Below are 17,142 nucleotides of genomic sequence, written 5' to 3'. Positions count from 1 at the left end.
TGGATTAGGATCCAGCTCGTCAATTGCCCTGAATTTCTGGTTCTTATCGCGTGTACAGGGCAACGCTCTGGTCTGATGGTGCCGTCGGCGAGACTCGAACTCGCACAGCTTTCGCCACTACCCCCTCAAGATAGCGTGTCTACCAATTCCACCACGACGGCTTGGGTGCTGCGGGCAGATGCGTTTGTTTGGCGCGCCCCGGCATCATCCGCCAGGCTGGCGCCCCAAATGACCGGGCCGCAGGAAAGTCGGTAATTCTAGCACGGAAAAAGCCGCCCTATACCGCAAGCGAAGCCACCCATCGCCGGAACTGCGCCAGTTCCGGCGTATGGCGCTTGTAGGTCGGCGGCGGCAGCACGAAGTAATAGCTGTGCGCGCCCAGATCCACCACCAGTTCGAAGGGCATGACCAGCGTGCCTTCCTGCAGCTCCTTTTCGACCAGCGCCTTTTGCGCGATGACCACGCCGTAGCCGGCCAGCGCGGCTTCGTAGGCCAGCGCCGAGGATTCGTAGCGCAGCCCGCGCATCAGGTCGATGTGCTCCACCCCAGCCGCGCGCAGCCATATCTGCCAGTAGTCGGGACGCGCCAGGGTGTGCAGCAGGGTTTCGTGCGCCAGGTCGGCCGGCTCGCGCAGGCGGGAAAGCTTGTCCGGCGCGCAAACGGGCACCAGTTCGTTGCGCATCACCTTGTGGCTTTCCAGCCCTTTCCAATGGCCATCGCCCATGCAGATGCCCGCGTCCAGGTCCTCACGCTCGAAATCGGGCGGCTGCACCGAGGTGTTCAGCTGCACGTCGATGCCCGGGTGCTCCAGATGGAAACTGGCCAGCCGGGGCAGCAGCCAGCGCATGGCCACGCTATGGGGCGCGCGCAGATGAAAGACCTTGCGTTCGGGACGACCCGTCAAGCCTGCCGTGGCGCGCCGCAGGCCGGCGAACAGCCGCGCGACGTCGGCATGGTATTGGCGCCCCGATTCGGTCAGGACGATGCCGCGATGCTGGCGGTAGAACAGGCGCAATCCCAGATGCGTTTCCAGCAGCCGGATCTGGCGGCTGATGGCTGCCGGCGTCACGCACAGTTCGGCGGCGGCGCCGTTGATGCTGCCGGTGCGGCCGGCGGCATCGAAGGCGCGCAAGGCATTGAGCGGCGGCAGGCTGTCCATGGGCGCGGCGTTCGATTAACAAAAAGTAAAGTGTGCCATAGATAAAGTCGTTTGAAGCCGCGCCGGCCCAAGCTCAACATGGACCCCGCTGACGCCGGCGCGGTCCGCAGCCGGCGCGGCGCAACACATAGGGGAAGAACCATCATGCCTTGCACCGCCACGCGCGCCTGGCGCGCCATCGCCTTCGCCATTTCCGCCTTGCTTGCCGGCCCGGCCGCGGCAGCCGAGGCCTTTCCGCAGCGGCCGGTCAGCATCGTCGTGCCCACCACGGCGGGCGGCACGGCCGACATCCTGGCGCGCCTGATCGGCCCCAAGCTGGCGCAGAAATGGGGCCAGCCGGTCGTCGTGGAAAACAAGCCCGGCGCCGGCACGCTGGTGGGCTCGGAGTACGTCGCACGCGCGCAGCCGGACGGCCATACGCTGATGCTCACCTTCACCGAACTGGCCACGCTGCCGGCCATCAACAAGAACGCCCGCGTGGACGTAGTGGCCGACTACACCCGGATCGGCCGCATCGGCAGCCTGCCGGTGCTGATCCTGGCCCATCCGTCGATGAAGCCGGACACCCTGCAGGACCTGATCGCGGAACTGCGCGCCCATCCGGGCAAGTACACCTATTCGTCCAACGGCGCCGGCTCGGTGCTTCAGCTCTATACCGAGATGTTCAAGCGCGAGGCCGGCGTGGACGTGCTGCATATCCCCTACCGCGGTGCGCTGGAGGCCTCCACGGCCATGCTGGCGGGCGAGGTAAACGTGCTGGTGCAGTTCGGCTCGGGCAACGTGATTTCCTACGTCACCAGCAACAAGGCCAAGGCCTATGCGGTGGCCTCGCCCGAGCGCCTGGCCGCCCTGCCCGACGTGCCCACCACCGCGCAGGCCGGCTTGCCGAACCTGCGGCTCGAAGCCTGGTACGGCCTGTTCGGCCCGGCGGGCATGGACCCGGCGCTGGTCGAACGCATCAACGCGGACCTGCGCCAGGCCCTGCAGGAGCCCGACGTGCTCGAGCGCTTCAAGGGCATCAACCTGCAGCCCCAGCCCGGCAGCGTGACCGAGTTCGACACGTTCTTCCGCGAAGAGCATCGGCGCTGGAGCGAGCTGATCCAAGCGGCCGGCATTCAAAGCAACCAATGAGGAGCTCTTCTTGAACTACGACCCATCCACCCATCAAGCGCTTACCTTTCATGACGCCGTCCCCCGCTTTGCCGAGGGCCAGGACACGCCGCGCGATTATCTCGAACGCTGCCTGGCCGTGATCGCCGAACGCGAATCGGTGCTGCAAGGCTGGGTGGTGCGCAACGACGAAGGCGCGCGCCAGGCGGCCGACGCATCGACGCAACGCTATCGCGCCGGGCGGCCCCTCTCTCCCATCGACGGCATGCCCGTGGGCGTCAAGGACCTGATCGAAACCAAGGACATGCCCACGCAAATGGGCTGCGCCGCCTTCGCCGGCCACTTCCCCAGGAACGACAGCGCGGCGGTGCGCGCCCTGCGCGATGCCGGCGCCATCATCCTGGGCAAGACGGTGACGACGGCGCTGGGCTTCCTGGATCCTGGCCCCACCACCAACGCCTTCGACCCGGCGCGCACGCCCGGCGGCTCTTCCAGCGGCTCGGGCGCGGTGGTCGGCGCAAACATGGTGCCGCTGGCCCTGGGCTCGCAGCTGGTCGGTTCGGTGCTGCGCCCGGCCAGCTACAACGGCAACTGGGCGCTCAAGCCCACCTATGGCGCCATCAACCGCGGCGAGCGGCTGGGCTACAGCCAGTCGCACGTGGGCATCCACGCCAATGCCATGCAGGACATGTGGCAGGCGGCCTACGAGATCGTCAAGCGGGTGGGCGGCGATCCCGGACATCCGGGCCTGTATGGCCCCGGCACGCCGCCCCAGGCCCGCAAGCCCGCCGCCCTGGCCGTTTTTGAAAGCGAAGGCTGGGAACGCGCCGAGCCCGCCGCGCGGCAGGCCTTCGAATCGCTGCTCGAGCGGCTGGCCGCGCAGGGCGTGCGCCTGCTGCGGCGCGCCGATTCGCCGCTGGTCCAGGCGCTGGAGGCGGCCATCGCCGACGCCACCGCGCTGTCGCTGCGCCTGATCGCCTGGGAGCAGCGCTGGAGCCTGGAGAACCTGGCCGAGCAGCATCCCGGCACGCTGGGCCCCAGCCTGGTGCGCCAACTGGAAATGGGCCGCTCGCTGACGCTGGAGGACTTCCGGGTCTGCCTGCTGCAGCGCGAGCACGCGCGGCAGCGCCTGGCCGCCCTGGCGACGCAGTGCGATGCCTTGATCGGCTTGAGCGCCTGCGGCCCGGCGCCGCTCAAGGATGCGGCGGCCAAGAGCCGCTTTCCGACCGGCGATGTCTCCTTTGCGTGCGTGTCCTCGTGGCTGGGCGCCCCCTCGGTCAACGTCCCGGCGCTGGCGGTGGACGGCCTGCCGCTGGGTGTGCAGGTAATGGGCCAGGCGCACGACGATGCCAAGGCGGCAGCCATCGGCAGCTGGCTGGCGCAGGCCGCGCGCAGTTAGCGCGTCCGCAGTCTCGCCAAAGCAGAAAACCCGCCCTCCTTGCGGAGCGGCGGGTTTTTTCTTGCCGGGCCAGGCCGATGAGCGGCGTCCGGACAGGATGATCTGCTGGCGGCCCTGGACCCTTGGGCTGGCCCAGGATAGGGCTTTGGGCTTTCGGGCTTTGGCTTTAGGGCTGGGCTTCGGGCGCCGGCGCGGCGGGCGCCGCTTCGCCTTGCGCGGACGGCTCGGCAGGCGGTTGCGGAGCCGGCGCCGCCGGCGCGGCGGGCACTTCGGAGGAAGGCTGCGGCTGGGCCGGCACCTGCGGCACGCCCGCCTCGCCGCCGGGCATGGCCGGGGGAGCCGGCTCCTGGCCGGGCACGGCGGGAACCGAACGGTCCTGGTAGTTCTCCATCACCCCGCCACCGCCGCCGGGCGCGCCCGGCACGCTGTGGCTCAGGTAGGCCAGGCCCGCCGTGGAAGCAAAGAAGACCACCGCCGCCCATTTGGTGGTGCGCGACAGGAAATTGGCCGCGCCGCTGGCGCCGAACAGGCTGCCAGCCGAACCACTGCCGAAGGACGAGCCCATGTCGGCGCCCTTGCCCTGCTGCAGGAGCACGAGCACGATGATCGACAGCGAAGAAATGACCTGCACGATGAGCAGGACGGTGAGCAGGGTGGACATTAAGAAGACTCCGGAAACTTAGGCTGCGGCGATGCGCAGGAATTCTTCGGCGACCAGCGAGGCGCCGCCGACCAGCCCGCCGTCGATATCGGGCATGGCAAAAAGACTGGCCGCGCTGGCGGCCTTGACGCTGCCGCCGTACAGCACCTGGACCTGCTCGGCGCCCAGCTGGCGCAAGGCCTGGCGAATGGCTGCATGCACCTCCTGGGCCTGCTCGGGCGTGGCGGTGCGCCCCGTGCCGATGGCCCAGACCGGTTCGTAGGCCAGCACCATGCGGCCTACCGCCGGCGCGCCCAGCGCCAGCACGGGCCCCAGCTGGCGTTCGATGACGGCCAGGGTGCTGCCCGCCTCGCGCTCGTCCAGCGTCTCGCCCACGCACACCACCGGCGTCAAGCCCGCCGCCAGCGCGGCCTTGGCCTTGTCGGCCACCAGCGCGTCGGTCTCGCCGTGCAGGCTGCGCCGCTCGGAATGGCCGACCAGCACCCACCGGCAGCCAAAATCAGCCAGCATGGCGCCGGCGACTTCGCCGGTATAGGCGCCTTTTTCCTGGGTGCTGAGATCTTGCGCCCCCCACGATATGGGCGAGCCCTGCAGGGCCGACTGGGCCTGGGCCAGGTACGGAAACGGCACGCACACGCCGATCTCGGCCGTCAGCGGCTGCGCCGCGCCCGTGCGCAGTGCCTCGAGCAAGGCGGCGTTCTCGGCCAGGTTGCCGTGCATTTTCCAGTTGCCCAGCACCAGGCGCGAACGCTGGCTGGCCTCGGACGTGCTGGCACCGGATGGGGAGCGGGAAGCGGCGGTCATGCGAACACGATGATTAAGCGGATAAACCCGGTATTGTATCGTGTTGTGGGGGGTTTGGGCGAGGATGCCTTCGCAGGGGCCGGAGCCGGCCGCCAAGGCATCGCTGGCCTGGGGGAGGCCGGGGTTTGTCCTGGGGTGCGCGTCCTTATCACGTCCTGAGCTGGTCATCCCCGCATACGCGGGGAACACGCGATCAGGTTCGTGATGAGCGGGCCAATCCCCGGTTCATCCCCGCATACGCGGGGAACACCCCGTTGCCGAAAAGGCCGTGATCTGGGATGACGGTTCATCCCCGCATACGCGGGGAACACCGCACGACCATGGAGTTCTGCCGGCCGGAGGCCGGTTCATCCCCGCATACGCGGGGAACACCTGAAAATGGCGGAAACCCGCATGGATAAAGGCGGTTCATCCCCGCATACGCGGGGAACACCCGTCCCGAAGGACCATCGGCCTGTTCTATCGCGGTTCATCCCCGCATACGCGGGGAACACTTAACCCAACCGCCTGATTTTTAAAGAAATAAATCCACCCAAAAATTCTACCGAATAAAACCACGGGCCCAGCGCAAGAGGATCCCCCCGTTACGCCATGCCCGCTCTTAAGAAATCCCCCTACACCGTCAGCACGATCTTCCCGATATGCGCGCCCGAATCCATCAAGGCGTGGGCTTGGCTGGCCTGCTCCAGCGGGAAGGTGGCATGGACCACCGGCTTGATCCTGCCCTGCTCCAGCAAGGGCCAGACGTGCTCGTGCAAGGCGCGCGCGATGCCCGCCTTGAATTCGACCGGCCGGGCGCGCAGCGTCGAGCCCGTGATGGTCAGGCGCCGGCGCAGCACCTGCCCGGCGTCGAAACCCGACTTGATGCCGCCCAGCACGGCGATGATGACGATGCGTCCGTCGTCGGCCAGGCATTTGACGTCGCGCTCGATGTAGTCGCCGGCCACCATGTCCAGGATGACGTCCACGCCCCTGCCATCGGTGGCGCGCTTGACCTCTTCGACGAAATCCTGCGTCTTGTAGTTGATGCCCAGCGTGGCGCCCAGCGCCTCGACGGCGCGGGCACGCTCGTCGCTGCCCACCGTGGCGTACACCGGGTGGCCGAGCGCGCGCGCCAGCTGCACCGCGGTCGTGCCGATGCCGCTGGCCCCGCCGTGCACCAGCAGGGTTTCGCCCTGGGCCAGGCGGCCGCGGTCAAAAACGTTGCTCCAGACGGTGAAATAGGTTTCGGGCAGGCCAGCCGCCTCGACCATGGACAGTCCCCGGGGCACCGGCAGGCATTGCACGGCCGGCACCGCGACATACTCGGCGTAGCCGCCACCGGTCATCAGCGCGCAGACTTGGTCGCCGGTCCTCAAGCCCGCGCTCGAACCATCCCCGCCGACGATCTCGCCGGCCACTTCCAGGCCGGGCAGATCGGATGCGCCGGGCGGGGGCGGATAGTGGCCCTTGCGCTGCAGCACGTCCGGCCGGTTGATGCCCGCGGCCGCGACCTTGATCAGCACCTCGCCCGGGCCGGGTTCGGGCGTGGGACGCTCCACGGGCACGAGCACTTCCGGACCGCCGGGCTGGGAAATCTCTATGGCTTTCATGGGTATTGGACTCCTGGTGTAGGCTGGCTGCGCGCACCGCGGTACCGGCAGGCGCACGGGCAGGCAAAGAACCTATTATGCCCGCCCCGCCCCGGCGCCCCGCCCGGCGCGGCCACGCCATACGCTACACTCTGCCTCTTCGGAAAAACGCGCGGCGGCCCCGTCCCGCGCGGCGTTTCCCGTCCCGACGGAAGGGTGGCAGAGAGGTCGATTGCAGCGGTCTTGAAAACCGCCGATGGGCAACCATCCGTGGGTTCGAATCCCACCCCTTCCGCCACTTCAGTCCAGATTGACCAAGCTTAGTCAGTGCTGACTGACCGCTTGCAGCCCAATCCGCTGGGCCATGCGCAAGGTGGCGAATGTCAATAGCGTGACAAGGACGACGACGGCAAGCAGCAGGCCGAGCCAGGCGCTCGCTCCCTCCTGCACGAGCAGCGCGGCGAACGGCGTGACAGCCGCCCCCAGAATCATCGGCACGGCCCCAAGCACCGCTGCGCTGGCGCCCAATGCCGTGGTGCGGGTGGCAAGAGCGATCGACATCAAAGTGGCTTCGGCAATGCCAAGGCCGGCAAGCGCGATGAACATGCCCAGGACAATGCCCGGAAGTCCGATCCCCGTGACCGCCGAGAACAAGGCGACCGCGGCGCCGGCGAGCATGCCCAGCGTGCCTGCACTTGCCAGCTTTTCAACCCGCACACGCGCAGCCAGCCGGGCGCTCGCCATGGCACCTACCAGGACAGCCAGGCCGGTGACGCCGAAGACCAAGCCGAAGCTGGCTGCAGTCAGGCCATAGAACTCCTGGTAAGCGTAGGAAGAGCCGCCGATATACGCGAACAGGAACACGAAGGCGCAGGTCAATGATGCCGCCGGCAAAAGGAAGCGTCGATCACTCAGGATTTCCGCGTATGTCCTGGCAATGCCGCCGAGCCGCAATGGCGTGCGCTTGGCACGAGGAAGTGACTCCGGAAGCAGAATGAAGCTGCTGACGATCACAGCGGCGCCTAGCGCGGCCAACACGGCGAAGACGGCACGCCAGCCCATGGCCGATCCGATAACCCCGCCCAAGGCAGGCGCGATCACCGGCCCAAGCCCCTGTACCGTCATCAGCAGGGCAAAAATCTGGGTGGCGCGCACGCCTTCGGCCACATCGCGAACGCTGCTCATGGCCGTGACGATGGCAAGCGAGGCGGAAAGACCTTGGAAGAAGCGGGCCAGGATCAAGCTTTCAACGGATTGCGCAAATGCCGCCCATGCCGAGGTGGCGACAAAAACGCCCAGCGCGACAAGCAGTGGGCGGCGTCTGCCCAAAGCATCGATCAGGGGGCCGAAGACGACCTGTCCGCCCCCCAACGCCAAGAGGAACACCGTCAGGGTGACCTGCATGGTGGCATAGTCGGTCCCCAGCTCGTTGGCCATGGCGGGAAGCGAGGGCAGATACATATCGATGGAGGCCGGCCCCAGGAGGGTTATCAGGCCTAGCGCGACCGCGACGGCCGTCGTCGCAGCGGGGAACGGGTTTGAGGAGTTCATTGGTCTTGACGCATCGGCCGGCAGCATGGGGGTGATGGGTACAGGAGAGCCGCTCAGGCGGGGCGCCATTCGAAAACAAGCTGCTCACGAAAACCGAAGCGCTGGAGGTGCTCCTCGACCACGCGTTCGAGTTCGGCCAGATCGCCGCCCGTCGACACGCGGATCTCCAGCGCCGCAGGCAGTGCGGTCAACTCGACTGTTTCGCCGCCGCCAAAATCGATGCTTCCCGCCTCAGGCGTGAAAGCGACGGTGAAACGATGACTCCAGTGCTTGCAAAGCTGCCTAAGATATCGGCTGGCATGTTCGGTGGGTACGGTGGCGGTTGCGTGGTGCATGGTGATCCTCGGTGTCGAAGAGGTCTGGGCGACGCCGCCGCGGTTGCAGCGTCGCGAGGGTATGACTGCCGTGTGCCGGTGCAGCGCTGCTCAGTCCGGGCGCTGCAGCGTGACCAGCGCGTGGTTTACGACAGACAGCCACTGGTCATGACTGCAGTTCACGAGGCCCAATCCACGAAGAAGAAAGAGGCCCTCAATTGCGAGAATGGCTTGCCTGATGTCACGGCCTCTGGCTGTGCTCGCGTCGAAGTGCTGGAACACGGCACGGTAAAAGCGCCGTGCCGGTTCCGAGACTTCTGGCGCATTGGAGAGGGCCGTCATTAGCAGCGAGGCGGTGCGAAGATGCGCCTCGTCCTGGCTCAGGATTTCCCGGACATAAGCGCTGAGCATGGACGACGCGGACCGATCGTTTCCTTCGGCCATTCCGTCCCAAGCAGCAAGAAAACGCTCAAGCTCGCGTTCAAGCGCCGCTGCGATCAGTTCATCCTTGGTGGCGAAGCTGTAGACCAGGCCACCTTTGCTGATACCGGCGCGTGCAGCCACGGCATCAAGCGTCAGACCGCGGCCTTCGCTTGCCACCATGATCTCCTGCGCGGCGTCAAGTATCCGATCGCGGTCAATCTCCCGAGGACGGGCCATTGGTCGACTCCTTTCCTTTGGTTGGGGTCAGTGCCGAAAGACGTATTTGGATCCGTCCGTGAAGCGAGTTCGTACTGAGGACAGCCCCTGTTACCTTCAAGCATCGACGGTTCGGACGCCTCGAAGCACTCTGGACGCCAGTTTACGACTGGCCAGTCGGAAATACAATCACCTTGATCGCCTTGACGGTCATAACTGCCAACAAGGATCTTTCCCGGGCTCAGGCCCGGCCTTTGCGCACGTCCGGCAAGGGCGCCTGCCCTATCCTGTCCCACATGGCCTGCGCGGCCGCCGACAAGCTTCGGTTGCGCCGCTTGATGCGATAGATGGGCCGATAGGCGTTCGCGTCGACGATGGGCACCGTCGCGAGATCGGGCCGGCGGCACAGCGCCAGAGACAGCACCGGGACGATGCTGATCCCGAACCCGGCGGCAACCAGGCCGGCCAGCGAACCGAACTGCGCCACCTCCAGGCCGCTGTCGCGAATGCCCGCGGCCGCCAGCAGGGGCTGCGTGTAGTGCCAGACGCTGCCAAAGCGCGTGGTCTGCACGGCGACCCGGCCGGCCACCTCCTGAAGGCGAAGCTTGCGGCGCCGCGCCAAGGGATCGTCGCTGCGGCACAGCAGGTGAAAGGGCTCGTTAAAGAGCAGCACCGACTCGAACTCCAGGTCGTTGCCTGGCACGGCGTTCAAGCCGAAATCAACCTGGCCCGAAACGATCATGTCCAGACTGCGCTCGGAAACCGCATCGTGCAGGCGCAGCACGATGGCCGGATGGTCGCGATTGAAATCGGCCATCAGCCGCGGCAGCCAATCCGAACACAACGAAGGCGGCGCGGCCAGCGTCACGTTTCCCTGATTGAGCAGCGACTGACTGCGCACGGCGGCCAGCGACGCCTGCCATTCCTGGTGGATGCGGCGCGCACCCACCAGGAAGGTCTGCCCTTCGGCGGTCAGCTGCACGTTGCGGGTATCGCGGTCGAACAGCCGCGCGCCCACCAGCGACTCCAGGCGGCCGATGGCCTGGCTGAAGGCCGAGGCCGAGACGTTGCAGCGCTCGGCCGCCACGGAGAACTTGCCGGTTTCGGCCAGGGCGATGAATGCGTCGATGAGACGGCCCGAGATATGCATGCCGGCAACTATCCTGTTTTGCCAAATAATTGTTCGAATAAATCCATTTTACTTACACAACAAGCCGCGGCAAGCTGTGTCCCACGATTGGAGACTATCGCTATGGACGTACTGAACATCGGCTGCGGCGCCGGCTTTTCCGGAGACCGGCTGGATGCGCCCGGGCCCGTGGTCCAGACGCTGATCGCCCGCGGCGGGCCGGCGGCATTGATCTTCGAGACCCTGGCCGAGCGCACGCTCGCCTTTGCGCAGATCGCCCGCCGCCACGATCCGGCCAAGGGCTACGAGGCCCTGCTGCAGCCGCTGCTGCGTCCCGTGCTGGCCGACTGCCTGGCGCACGGCGTTACCGTGGTGGGCAACTTCGGGGCAGCCAATCCGCCGGGCGCGGCGCGCGCCATTGCCGCCCTGGCGGCCGAACTGGGCCTGCCCGCGCCGCGCATCGCCGTGATCGAGGGCGATGACCTGAGCGCCCGGGCCGACGCCCAAGACATGCTGCGCGAGTGGCTGGGCGAACGTTTCGATGAAAAACGCTTCGTCAGCGCCAGCGTCTACCAAGGCGCCTTCGAGATCGCGCAGGCCATCCGGGACGGCGCGCAGATCGTGGTGGCCGGCAGGGTGGCCGATCCCTCGCTGACGCTGGGGCCGGCCATCGCGCATTTCGGCTGGAGCCCGGACGACTGGGACATGCTGGCCGGCGCCACCATGGCCGGTCACCTGCTGGAATGCGGCGCGCAGGTGACCGGCGGCTACTACGCCGATCCCGGCCGCAAGGACGTGCCGGGCATGGACAACGTGGGCTTTCCGATCGCCCAGATCGCGGCCGACGGCAGTTGCATCGTCGGCAAGGCCGAAGGCACCGGCGGCGTGGTCAACGCCATGACGGTCAAGGAGCAGTTGCTCTACGAGGTGCACGACCCATCGGCCTATCTCACGCCCGACGTGGTGGCCGACCTGAGCGAGGCCTCGGTGCAAGAGCTCGGCCCGGACCGGGTGCGGCTCTCGGGCGTCAAGGGGCACCCCCGCCCGCCCACCCTCAAGGCCGCCGCCTTCTTCGAGGGCGGCTGGGCCGGCGACGCCGAGATTTCCTACGCCGGCCCCAATGCCGAAGGACGCGCGCGCCTGTCGATGGACATCCTGCGCAAGCGGCTGGGCCAGCAGTTGCAGCTGCGCTTCGACCTGATCGGGGTGTGCAGCATCCTGGGCGACGATGCCGGCCGGCTGCTGGCCCGCACGCCGGCCGGACAGGCGACCGACGTGCGGCTGCGCGCGGCCGCCCGGCATGCCGACCCCGCGCAGATCGACCGGCTGCACCGCGAAGTGACCGCGCTGTGGACCGGCGGGCCCGCCGGCGGCGGCGGCGTCAAGACCAGCAAGCGCCAGCGCCTGGACATGGCCAATTTCCTGCTGCCACGCGAACAGGCGCCTGCCGCCTATCGATTCATCGACCCGGAGTCGCACTCATGAGCCCATCCCAACCCAAGCTGTATGACCTGGCCCATGCGCGCACCGGCGACAAGGGCAACCACGCCAACATCAGCCTGATCGCCTACCGCGCCCAGGACTACGGCCGGCTGGTCGAGCACGTGACCCCCGAACGGGTGGCCGCGCATTTCGCCCACCGCCAGCCCACCGCGGTGCGCCGCTATCTGCTGCCTCGCCTGGGCGCCATGAATTTCGTGCTGGAAAACGTCCTGGACGGCGGCGTGAACGACTCGCTGGACCTGGACCTGCACGGCAAGTCGCTGTCCTTTCATCTGCTGGACATGCCCCTGGCCGAGGCACCGGCCGAGCCGGCCCGCCGCTGAACAGACGACCGCGCCGGCCACAACCACCACAGCAAGCCCGGCACGGTCCGCATAGCCGCCCAAGGAGACAAGACATGGCCGCTGCACGCAAAGTAATCGTCACCTGCGCGGTGACGGGCTCCATCCACACGCCCTCGATGTCGGAGTTCCTGCCGGTTTCCCCGACGCAGATCGCCGATGCGGCGGTGCAGGCCATCGAGGCCGGCGCCGCCATCGTGCATCTGCATGCGCGCGACCCCAGGGACGGACGTCCACTGCAAACGCCTGAAGCCTTCGCCGCGTTCGTGGGCGAGATCAAGTCGCGCTGCGACGGCGTGATCAACATCACGACCGGCGGCGCGCCGACCATGCCGGTGAACGAGCGCATGGCCCCGGCCATCGCGCTGCAGCCCGAGGTGGCCTCGCTGAACATGGGCTCGATGAACTTCGGCCTGTATCCCATGCTGGCACGCTACCAGCGCTTTGCCCACGAATGGGAACGACCCTACCTGGAAGGCACGCGCGACCTGGTTTTCAAGAACACCTTCGCCGATATCGAATTCATGCTGCGCCAGGGCGCCAGCCAGGGCACGCGCTTCGAATTCGAGTGCTACGACACCGCCCACCTCTACAACCTGGCGCACTTCCTGGACCGCAAGCTGGTCGAGCCGCCGCTGTTCGTACAGACGGTCTTCGGCATCCTGGGCGGCATCGGCACGCACCCGGACGACGTGGCGCACCTCAAGCGCACGGCCGACCGGCTGTTCGGCCAGGATTACGTGTGGTCGGCGCTGGGCGCGGGCCGCGCGCAGATGCCGATCGCCCAGCTGGCCGTGGCCCAGGGCGGCAACGCGCGGGTGGGGCTGGAGGACTCGCTGTGGGACGGCCCGGGCCGGCTGGCGCGCAGCAACGCCGACCAGGTCCGGCGCGTGCGCGGGGCCATCGAGGCGCTGGGCCTGCAGGTGGCCACGCCCGACGAGGCCCGCGCCCTGCTCAAGCTGAAAGGAAAACACGCCGTCGCGTTCTGATCTTGTCCCATAACGATCACAACCCCCCAAGGAGACAACCATGCTGCGCAAACTGATCTGGGCTGGTGCCCTGACCGCCGCGGTGCTCAACGCCGGCCCGGCCGCCGCCGCTTATCCGGAACGCCCTATCCGAGTGCTGGTGCCCTTCCCCGCCGGCAGCGCCACCGACCAGCTGGCCCGACTGGTCAGCAGCGAGATGCAAAAGAAGCTGGGCCAGCCCATGGTGGTGGAAAACCGCCCCGGCGCGCAGGGCATCATCGCCGTGGGCACGCTCACGGAAAGCGCGGCCGACGGCTATACGCTGATGATCAGCGCCAACACCGCCATCGCCGCCAACGTCAGCCTGTTCAAGAAGCTGCCCTACGACCCGCGCAAGGATTTCACGCCGGTGGCCGGGCTGGCCTCGAACCTGCTGGTGCTCATGGTCCGCAAGGATTTTCCCGCCGACGACACGCGCGGTTTCGTGGACTACGTCAAGCAGCGGCCAGGCAAGCTGTCGGCCGGCTTTGGCTCGTCCAGCTCGCAGGTTTCCCTAGCCATGCTGGAATCGAAGGCGGGGCTGGACGTGCTGGCCGTGCCCTACAAGGGCATTCCCGATGCCGTGACCGACGTGCTGGGCGGTACCCTCGATTTCACTTTCGTGGACGCGGCCAATGCGCTGGCCCAAGCGCGCGGCGGCCGGCTCAAGCCCATCGCCATCACCGCGCCGGCCCCCAGCCCGCTCACGCCCGGCTGGGTGCCGCTGGCGCAGGACCTGCCAGGCTTTGACATCACGGCCTGGTTCGCGCTGGTCGGTCCGGCGGGGCTGCCCGATGCCGTCACCCAGGCCCTCACGGGCGCGGCCAAGTCGGTGCTGGAAGATCCGGCCGTGGCCAAGCGCATGGTCGAGAGCGGCCTGGCCCCCGACTACCGGGATCCTGGCAAACTGGCCGGCTTCATCGATAGCGAAATCGACAAGTGGAACGAACTGGTCAAGCAGGCCGGCATCGAACCGCAATGAATAGGGCTGGGAGCATGACGATGCAGAAAACCATGATCGTGACCGGCGGCGGACGCGGCATCGGCGCGGCGGTGGCGCGGCTGGCCGCCTCGCAGGGCTACGCGGTGTGCGTGAACTACCTGCGCAACGCGCAGGCGGCCGATGCGCTGGTGCGGGAGATCGCCGAATCGGGCGGCAAGGCCATTGCCGTCCAGGCCGACGTCGGCATCCAGGCCCAGGCCGCGCGCCTGTTCGAAGCGGTGGATGCGCAATTGGGCACGGCAGACGTGCTGGTGAACAACGCCGGCCTGCTCGGCAGCCGCCTGGTGGCCGAGATGGACGAGGACGAGTTGGACCGCGTATTCCGGGCCAACGTCTACAGCATGTTCTTCTGCTCGCGCGAGGCCGTGCGGCGCATGTCCACGCGGCTGGGCGGCAAGGGTGGCGCCATCGTCAACCTGTCTTCGGTGGCCTCGCGCCTGGGCGGCCTGGCCGGCGGCAGCCACTATGCGGCCACCAAGGGCGCGATAGACAGCTTTTCGCTGGCCCTGGCCAAGGAAGTGGGCGCCGAAGGCATACGCGTGAACGCCGTGCGGCCGGGCCTGATCCGCACCGATATCCACGCGGTGCACGGCGGTCCGGACAAGCTCGAAGCGCTGGGCAGGACCACGCCGCTGGGCCGCACCGGCACTGCCGAGGAAGTGGCGCAGACCGTGCTGTGGCTGGCCTCGCCGCAGGCCTCGTATGTGCATAGCGCGGTGCTGGACGTGGCCGGCGGGCGCTGAAGCAAAGCGGGGCTTCCGGAAATACCGAAAGCCCACCGCTTGCGCCGACACCGGGCCTCAGACCATGCTGGTGCCGTCGCGTTTGGCCGCGCGCAGGTCGCGCCGCAGCGCCGCCAGCAACACAGCCATGATGGCGGCCCCGAGCACGGGCCAGATCAGGAAATAAGCGGTCAGCCACATATCAATATCCTCCATCGGAAATCAGGCGCGCGCAGGCGCGGAAACGGGCGCGGCGTGGCCGGCAGGCTTGGAGGCCTCCTGCTCGCGCTGGAACGAGGTCACGCGCTCGGCCAGCGTCGAGAAGTCGAACCGCTGGCGGTTGCGCAGGGTCAGCGCCACGCAGACCACCGCACTGACCCCGTAGGAGGTCAGCGAGGCGACCAGCACGGTGTAATCGCGCAGGAACCCGACGAAGTACGGCAACAGGACCAACCCGGCGATCACGCCGACGGCCAGCCCGGGCAGGCGGCCGAAGAAGCCGAAGGTCATCAGCCCGAGCACGACGCCCGCGCCGATGCTGGCGCACAACTCGAAAAAGATCGCCACCGCGCCCTGCATGGGCAGCAGTTCGAAGCGCACGATGCAAAACAGCGCAACGGCCGACAGCGCGGACCAGGTAAAGGCGCGATTGTCGACGCGGTCCCAGTAGAAGCTGGCGATCACGGGGAACACGATCGCGCCCCAGAGCGCGCCGACAAACACCAGCATCACCAGGATATCGAGCTGAAGGCTGGCGAAGATCACGCCGATCATGGTGGCGATCACCATGGTGGCGCGCCCCCACCACAGCATGCGCCGCGGGTCCGGGCGGCCGCGGGCGATGTTCTTGGCGTAGACGTCCGTCATGACGATGGACGACAGCGCCGCCAGGTCCGAATCGGCGGTCGAGGACAGCGAGCCCACCACCATGATGAAGAACAGCGCGATGCCGATGGGCGGAAGATAGGCCGACGCCATCTGCGGGATGATGTTGTTCATGTCGCCGTCGGCCGGCTGCAGGCCGGTGAACAAGGCCAGCAAGCCCAGCATGCCCAGGCCGATGACCACGACGCCATAGCCCAGGGTGGCGGTGACGAAGGTGGGCTTGATCAGGTCTTCGCGCACCGCGAACAGGCGCTGGGCAATGGTCTGATTGCCGATGGCATAGGCCAGCACCGCCACGAACAGCGGCGCGCCCTGCTCAAGGATGGCCTGCATGGAATAGAAGTCGGCCTGCTCGTCCGACAGCCGCCACATATTGGCCTGCAGCAGGTCTGGCCCCCCCGCGGCGAAGAAGATCAGCGGAATGATGATGATGGCCGATGCCATCATGGCCATCAATTGCGCGAAGTCGGTCATCACCGATGCGCGAAAGCCCGACCAGAAGGTATAGGACAGCACGCCCAGGCCGGCGATGAGCACGCCCTGGATGAAGCTCAGGGGGCTCAGGATCGAGACCAGCGCGCCGGCGGCGGTGAAGTTCACCATCAGGCTGATGCAGCTTCCCACGATGTTGGATACCGCCATGATCATCTGGCTCGAGGTGCCGTGACGGGCATGGATGATTTCGCCCAGCGTATGCGCTTTCGGCGCAAGCTGGCGGAACCGCTTGCCGTACGGATAAATGAACAAGATCATCAGGGCGCCCCAGAGGCCGTAGTGGATGGGGCCTGACAGGCCGTACTTGAAGCCTGACGTGGCACTGGCGTAAAAGGAAGCCGCCCAGATCCACGTGGCGGTCATGCTGGCGGCGGCCAGCCCGAAGCCCACCGCGTTATTCGAGACCATGTAGCCATCCGCGCTCTCACGGCGCTTGCCGATGCGCAAGGACATCAGGAAGGTGACGCCGTAAAAGCCGATCAACAGAAGAACTGCCGCTGTACCTGACAACTGATAAAAGTCGATCTCTTGCATTGGGTGCTATCGCTCCTTCGCGGCGCACGCCGACGGCGTGCCGCGTCCATGCCAGTTCCGCACGATGCGATGGGAGGCAACCATCCCATTGGCATGCCAAAACACCGGGCGCGAGCGCGGGCAATACGCAAGCTCATGCCGGCATGGCGAAGCCGGGATCCTCCGGACGCTGGGCCAGACGGCATGTAGAAGACAACACGAAGGTGCCGCGTTGCCACAGTGCGGCCGATCAAGGCGGATCGCCCGCAGTGGTTTGTGAGCACCGGCCTGATGGGCCGGCTAGGTGTTCCGCAGCCGCGAACGGCCGGGTTTGTG

General features: G+C 67.2%; 17 protein-coding genes, 2 tRNA genes and 1 CRISPR repeat array. Of the genes, 8 read left to right on the top strand and 11 right to left on the bottom strand.

Annotation, left to right across the window (positions count from 1 at the left end; all coding sequences use genetic code 11):
• Positions 1 to 76 precede the first annotated feature (76 nt).
• Together V8Z80_RS19800 and gcvA are read right to left on the bottom strand one after the other, a co-directional pair.
• A tRNA-Leu gene (locus V8Z80_RS19800) sits at positions 77 to 161 on the bottom strand.
• Between the two features lie 116 nt (positions 162 to 277).
• A complete protein-coding gene (gene gcvA / locus V8Z80_RS19795) occupies positions 278 to 1,159 on the bottom strand; it encodes a transcriptional regulator GcvA (protein ID WP_336063209.1) in 882 nt (293 codons plus the stop codon).
• 144 nt (positions 1,160 to 1,303) lie between these two features.
• Between gcvA and V8Z80_RS19790 the strand changes: the two genes are divergently transcribed.
• Complete coding sequence (locus tag V8Z80_RS19790; RefSeq protein WP_155196268.1) at positions 1,304 to 2,290, top strand: tripartite tricarboxylate transporter substrate binding protein; 987 nt, start codon at positions 1,304 to 1,306, stop codon at positions 2,288 to 2,290.
• Positions 2,291 to 2,300: 10 nt separating this feature from the next.
• A complete protein-coding gene (locus V8Z80_RS19785; protein ID WP_336063208.1) occupies positions 2,301 to 3,668 on the top strand; it encodes an amidase in 1,368 nt (455 codons plus the stop codon).
• Between the two features lie 166 nt (positions 3,669 to 3,834).
• On the opposite strand, the gene secG is transcribed toward V8Z80_RS19785, so the two are convergent.
• From secG to V8Z80_RS19770, 3 genes are all read right to left on the bottom strand, one after another.
• The gene (gene secG / locus V8Z80_RS19780) at positions 3,835 to 4,329 is read right to left on the bottom strand and encodes a preprotein translocase subunit SecG (protein ID WP_336063207.1); all 495 of its coding nucleotides are present in this window, start codon (positions 4,327 to 4,329) and stop codon (positions 3,835 to 3,837) included.
• 18 nt (positions 4,330 to 4,347) lie between these two features.
• Complete coding sequence (gene tpiA / locus V8Z80_RS19775; protein WP_336063206.1) at positions 4,348 to 5,133, bottom strand: triose-phosphate isomerase; 786 nt, start codon at positions 5,131 to 5,133, stop codon at positions 4,348 to 4,350.
• Between the two features lie 160 nt (positions 5,134 to 5,293).
• A CRISPR array of direct repeats spans positions 5,294 to 5,628; the repeat unit is 30 nt; unit sequence CGGTTCATCCCCGCATACGCGGGGAACACC.
• 119 nt (positions 5,629 to 5,747) lie between these two features.
• The gene (locus V8Z80_RS19770) at positions 5,748 to 6,725 is read right to left on the bottom strand and encodes an NAD(P)H-quinone oxidoreductase (protein WP_336063205.1); all 978 of its coding nucleotides are present in this window, start codon (positions 6,723 to 6,725) and stop codon (positions 5,748 to 5,750) included.
• A 189-nt stretch (positions 6,726 to 6,914) separates the two neighbouring features.
• Between V8Z80_RS19770 and V8Z80_RS19765 the strand changes: the two genes are divergently transcribed.
• Positions 6,915 to 7,002, top strand: a tRNA-Ser gene (locus V8Z80_RS19765).
• Between the two features lie 26 nt (positions 7,003 to 7,028).
• Here the strand turns inward: V8Z80_RS19765 and V8Z80_RS19760 are convergent.
• The 4 genes from V8Z80_RS19760 to V8Z80_RS19745 form a co-directional block, all read right to left on the bottom strand.
• Positions 7,029 to 8,255 (bottom strand): multidrug effflux MFS transporter, encoded by a 1,227-nt coding sequence (locus tag V8Z80_RS19760; protein ID WP_336063204.1) that lies wholly within the window; start codon positions 8,253 to 8,255, stop codon positions 7,029 to 7,031.
• A gap of 53 nt (positions 8,256 to 8,308) precedes the next feature.
• Positions 8,309 to 8,590, bottom strand: a complete 282-nt coding sequence (locus V8Z80_RS19755; protein WP_336063203.1) for a DUF2218 domain-containing protein — start codon at positions 8,588 to 8,590, stop codon at positions 8,309 to 8,311.
• Positions 8,591 to 8,680: 90 nt separating this feature from the next.
• A complete protein-coding gene (locus V8Z80_RS19750; protein WP_336063202.1) occupies positions 8,681 to 9,229 on the bottom strand; it encodes a TetR/AcrR family transcriptional regulator in 549 nt (182 codons plus the stop codon).
• 220 nt (positions 9,230 to 9,449) lie between these two features.
• Positions 9,450 to 10,358, bottom strand: a complete 909-nt coding sequence (locus tag V8Z80_RS19745) for a LysR family transcriptional regulator (protein ID WP_336063201.1) — start codon at positions 10,356 to 10,358, stop codon at positions 9,450 to 9,452.
• A 102-nt stretch (positions 10,359 to 10,460) separates the two neighbouring features.
• Here V8Z80_RS19745 and V8Z80_RS19740 point away from each other — a divergent pair, with 102 nt between their 5' ends.
• The 5 genes from V8Z80_RS19740 (at position 10,461) to V8Z80_RS19720 (ending at position 14,934) form a co-directional block, all read left to right on the top strand.
• Entirely contained in the window at positions 10,461 to 11,822 is a 1,362-nt protein-coding gene (locus V8Z80_RS19740) for an acyclic terpene utilization AtuA family protein (protein ID WP_336063200.1), read from the top strand.
• Complete coding sequence (locus tag V8Z80_RS19735) at positions 11,819 to 12,163, top strand: AtuA-related protein (RefSeq protein WP_336063199.1); 345 nt, start codon at positions 11,819 to 11,821, stop codon at positions 12,161 to 12,163. Before V8Z80_RS19740 ends, V8Z80_RS19735 begins: the two co-directional genes overlap by 4 nt.
• Before the next feature lie 74 nt (positions 12,164 to 12,237).
• Positions 12,238 to 13,170, top strand: coding sequence for a 3-keto-5-aminohexanoate cleavage protein (locus tag V8Z80_RS19730; RefSeq protein ID WP_336063198.1), 933 nt, complete (start codon positions 12,238 to 12,240; stop codon positions 13,168 to 13,170).
• 40 nt (positions 13,171 to 13,210) lie between these two features.
• Positions 13,211 to 14,170 carry a Bug family tripartite tricarboxylate transporter substrate binding protein gene (locus V8Z80_RS19725; protein ID WP_336063197.1) on the top strand — a complete coding sequence of 320 codons (960 nt, stop codon included), beginning with the start codon at positions 13,211 to 13,213 and terminating at the stop codon, positions 14,168 to 14,170.
• Between the two features lie 20 nt (positions 14,171 to 14,190).
• Positions 14,191 to 14,934, top strand: a complete 744-nt coding sequence (locus V8Z80_RS19720) for an SDR family oxidoreductase (RefSeq protein WP_336063210.1) — start codon at positions 14,191 to 14,193, stop codon at positions 14,932 to 14,934.
• Between the two features lie 57 nt (positions 14,935 to 14,991).
• Here the strand turns inward: V8Z80_RS19720 and V8Z80_RS19715 are convergent, their stop codons facing one another.
• Both V8Z80_RS19715 and V8Z80_RS19710 read right to left on the bottom strand, forming a co-directional pair.
• A complete protein-coding gene (locus V8Z80_RS19715; protein WP_336063196.1) occupies positions 14,992 to 15,114 on the bottom strand; it encodes a putative transporter small subunit in 123 nt (40 codons plus the stop codon).
• Positions 15,115 to 15,135: 21 nt separating this feature from the next.
• The gene (locus V8Z80_RS19710; protein ID WP_336063195.1) at positions 15,136 to 16,827 is read right to left on the bottom strand and encodes a sodium:solute symporter family protein; all 1,692 of its coding nucleotides are present in this window, start codon (positions 16,825 to 16,827) and stop codon (positions 15,136 to 15,138) included.
• Positions 16,828 to 17,142 lie beyond the last annotated feature (315 nt).

Origin of the sequence: Orrella sp. JC864 (assembly GCF_037026685.1) — a bacterium.
Taxonomy (GTDB): domain Bacteria; phylum Pseudomonadota; class Gammaproteobacteria; order Burkholderiales; family Burkholderiaceae_B; genus Orrella.
The sequence above is the reverse complement of the archived record's forward strand: the minus strand, read 5'-3'. Positions and strand labels throughout refer to the sequence as shown.

Coding starts and splice junctions, on each gene's coding strand:
- gcvA (WP_336063209.1), bottom strand. CDS start 1,159: ATGGACAGCCTGCCGCCGCTCAATGCCTTGCGCGCCTTCGATGCCGCC.
- V8Z80_RS19790 (WP_155196268.1), top strand. CDS start 1,304: ATGCCTTGCACCGCCACGCGCGCCTGGCGCGCCATCGCCTTCGCCATT.
- secG (WP_336063207.1), bottom strand. CDS start 4,329: ATGTCCACCCTGCTCACCGTCCTGCTCATCGTGCAGGTCATTTCTTCG.
- tpiA (WP_336063206.1), bottom strand. CDS start 5,133: ATGACCGCCGCTTCCCGCTCCCCATCCGGTGCCAGCACGTCCGAGGCC.
- V8Z80_RS19770 (WP_336063205.1), bottom strand. CDS start 6,725: ATGAAAGCCATAGAGATTTCCCAGCCCGGCGGTCCGGAAGTGCTCGTG.
- V8Z80_RS19760 (WP_336063204.1), bottom strand. CDS start 8,255: ATGAACTCCTCAAACCCGTTCCCCGCTGCGACGACGGCCGTCGCGGTC.
- V8Z80_RS19755 (WP_336063203.1), bottom strand. CDS start 8,590: ATGCACCACGCAACCGCCACCGTACCCACCGAACATGCCAGCCGATAT.
- V8Z80_RS19750 (WP_336063202.1), bottom strand. CDS start 9,229: ATGGCCCGTCCTCGGGAGATTGACCGCGATCGGATACTTGACGCCGCG.
- V8Z80_RS19745 (WP_336063201.1), bottom strand. CDS start 10,358: ATGCATATCTCGGGCCGTCTCATCGACGCATTCATCGCCCTGGCCGAA.
- V8Z80_RS19740 (WP_336063200.1), top strand. CDS start 10,461: ATGGACGTACTGAACATCGGCTGCGGCGCCGGCTTTTCCGGAGACCGG.
- V8Z80_RS19735 (WP_336063199.1), top strand. CDS start 11,819: ATGAGCCCATCCCAACCCAAGCTGTATGACCTGGCCCATGCGCGCACC.
- V8Z80_RS19730 (WP_336063198.1), top strand. CDS start 12,238: ATGGCCGCTGCACGCAAAGTAATCGTCACCTGCGCGGTGACGGGCTCC.
- V8Z80_RS19725 (WP_336063197.1), top strand. CDS start 13,211: ATGCTGCGCAAACTGATCTGGGCTGGTGCCCTGACCGCCGCGGTGCTC.
- V8Z80_RS19720 (WP_336063210.1), top strand. CDS start 14,191: ATGCAGAAAACCATGATCGTGACCGGCGGCGGACGCGGCATCGGCGCG.
- V8Z80_RS19715 (WP_336063196.1), bottom strand. CDS start 15,114: ATGTGGCTGACCGCTTATTTCCTGATCTGGCCCGTGCTCGGGGCCGCC.
- V8Z80_RS19710 (WP_336063195.1), bottom strand. CDS start 16,827: ATGCAAGAGATCGACTTTTATCAGTTGTCAGGTACAGCGGCAGTTCTT.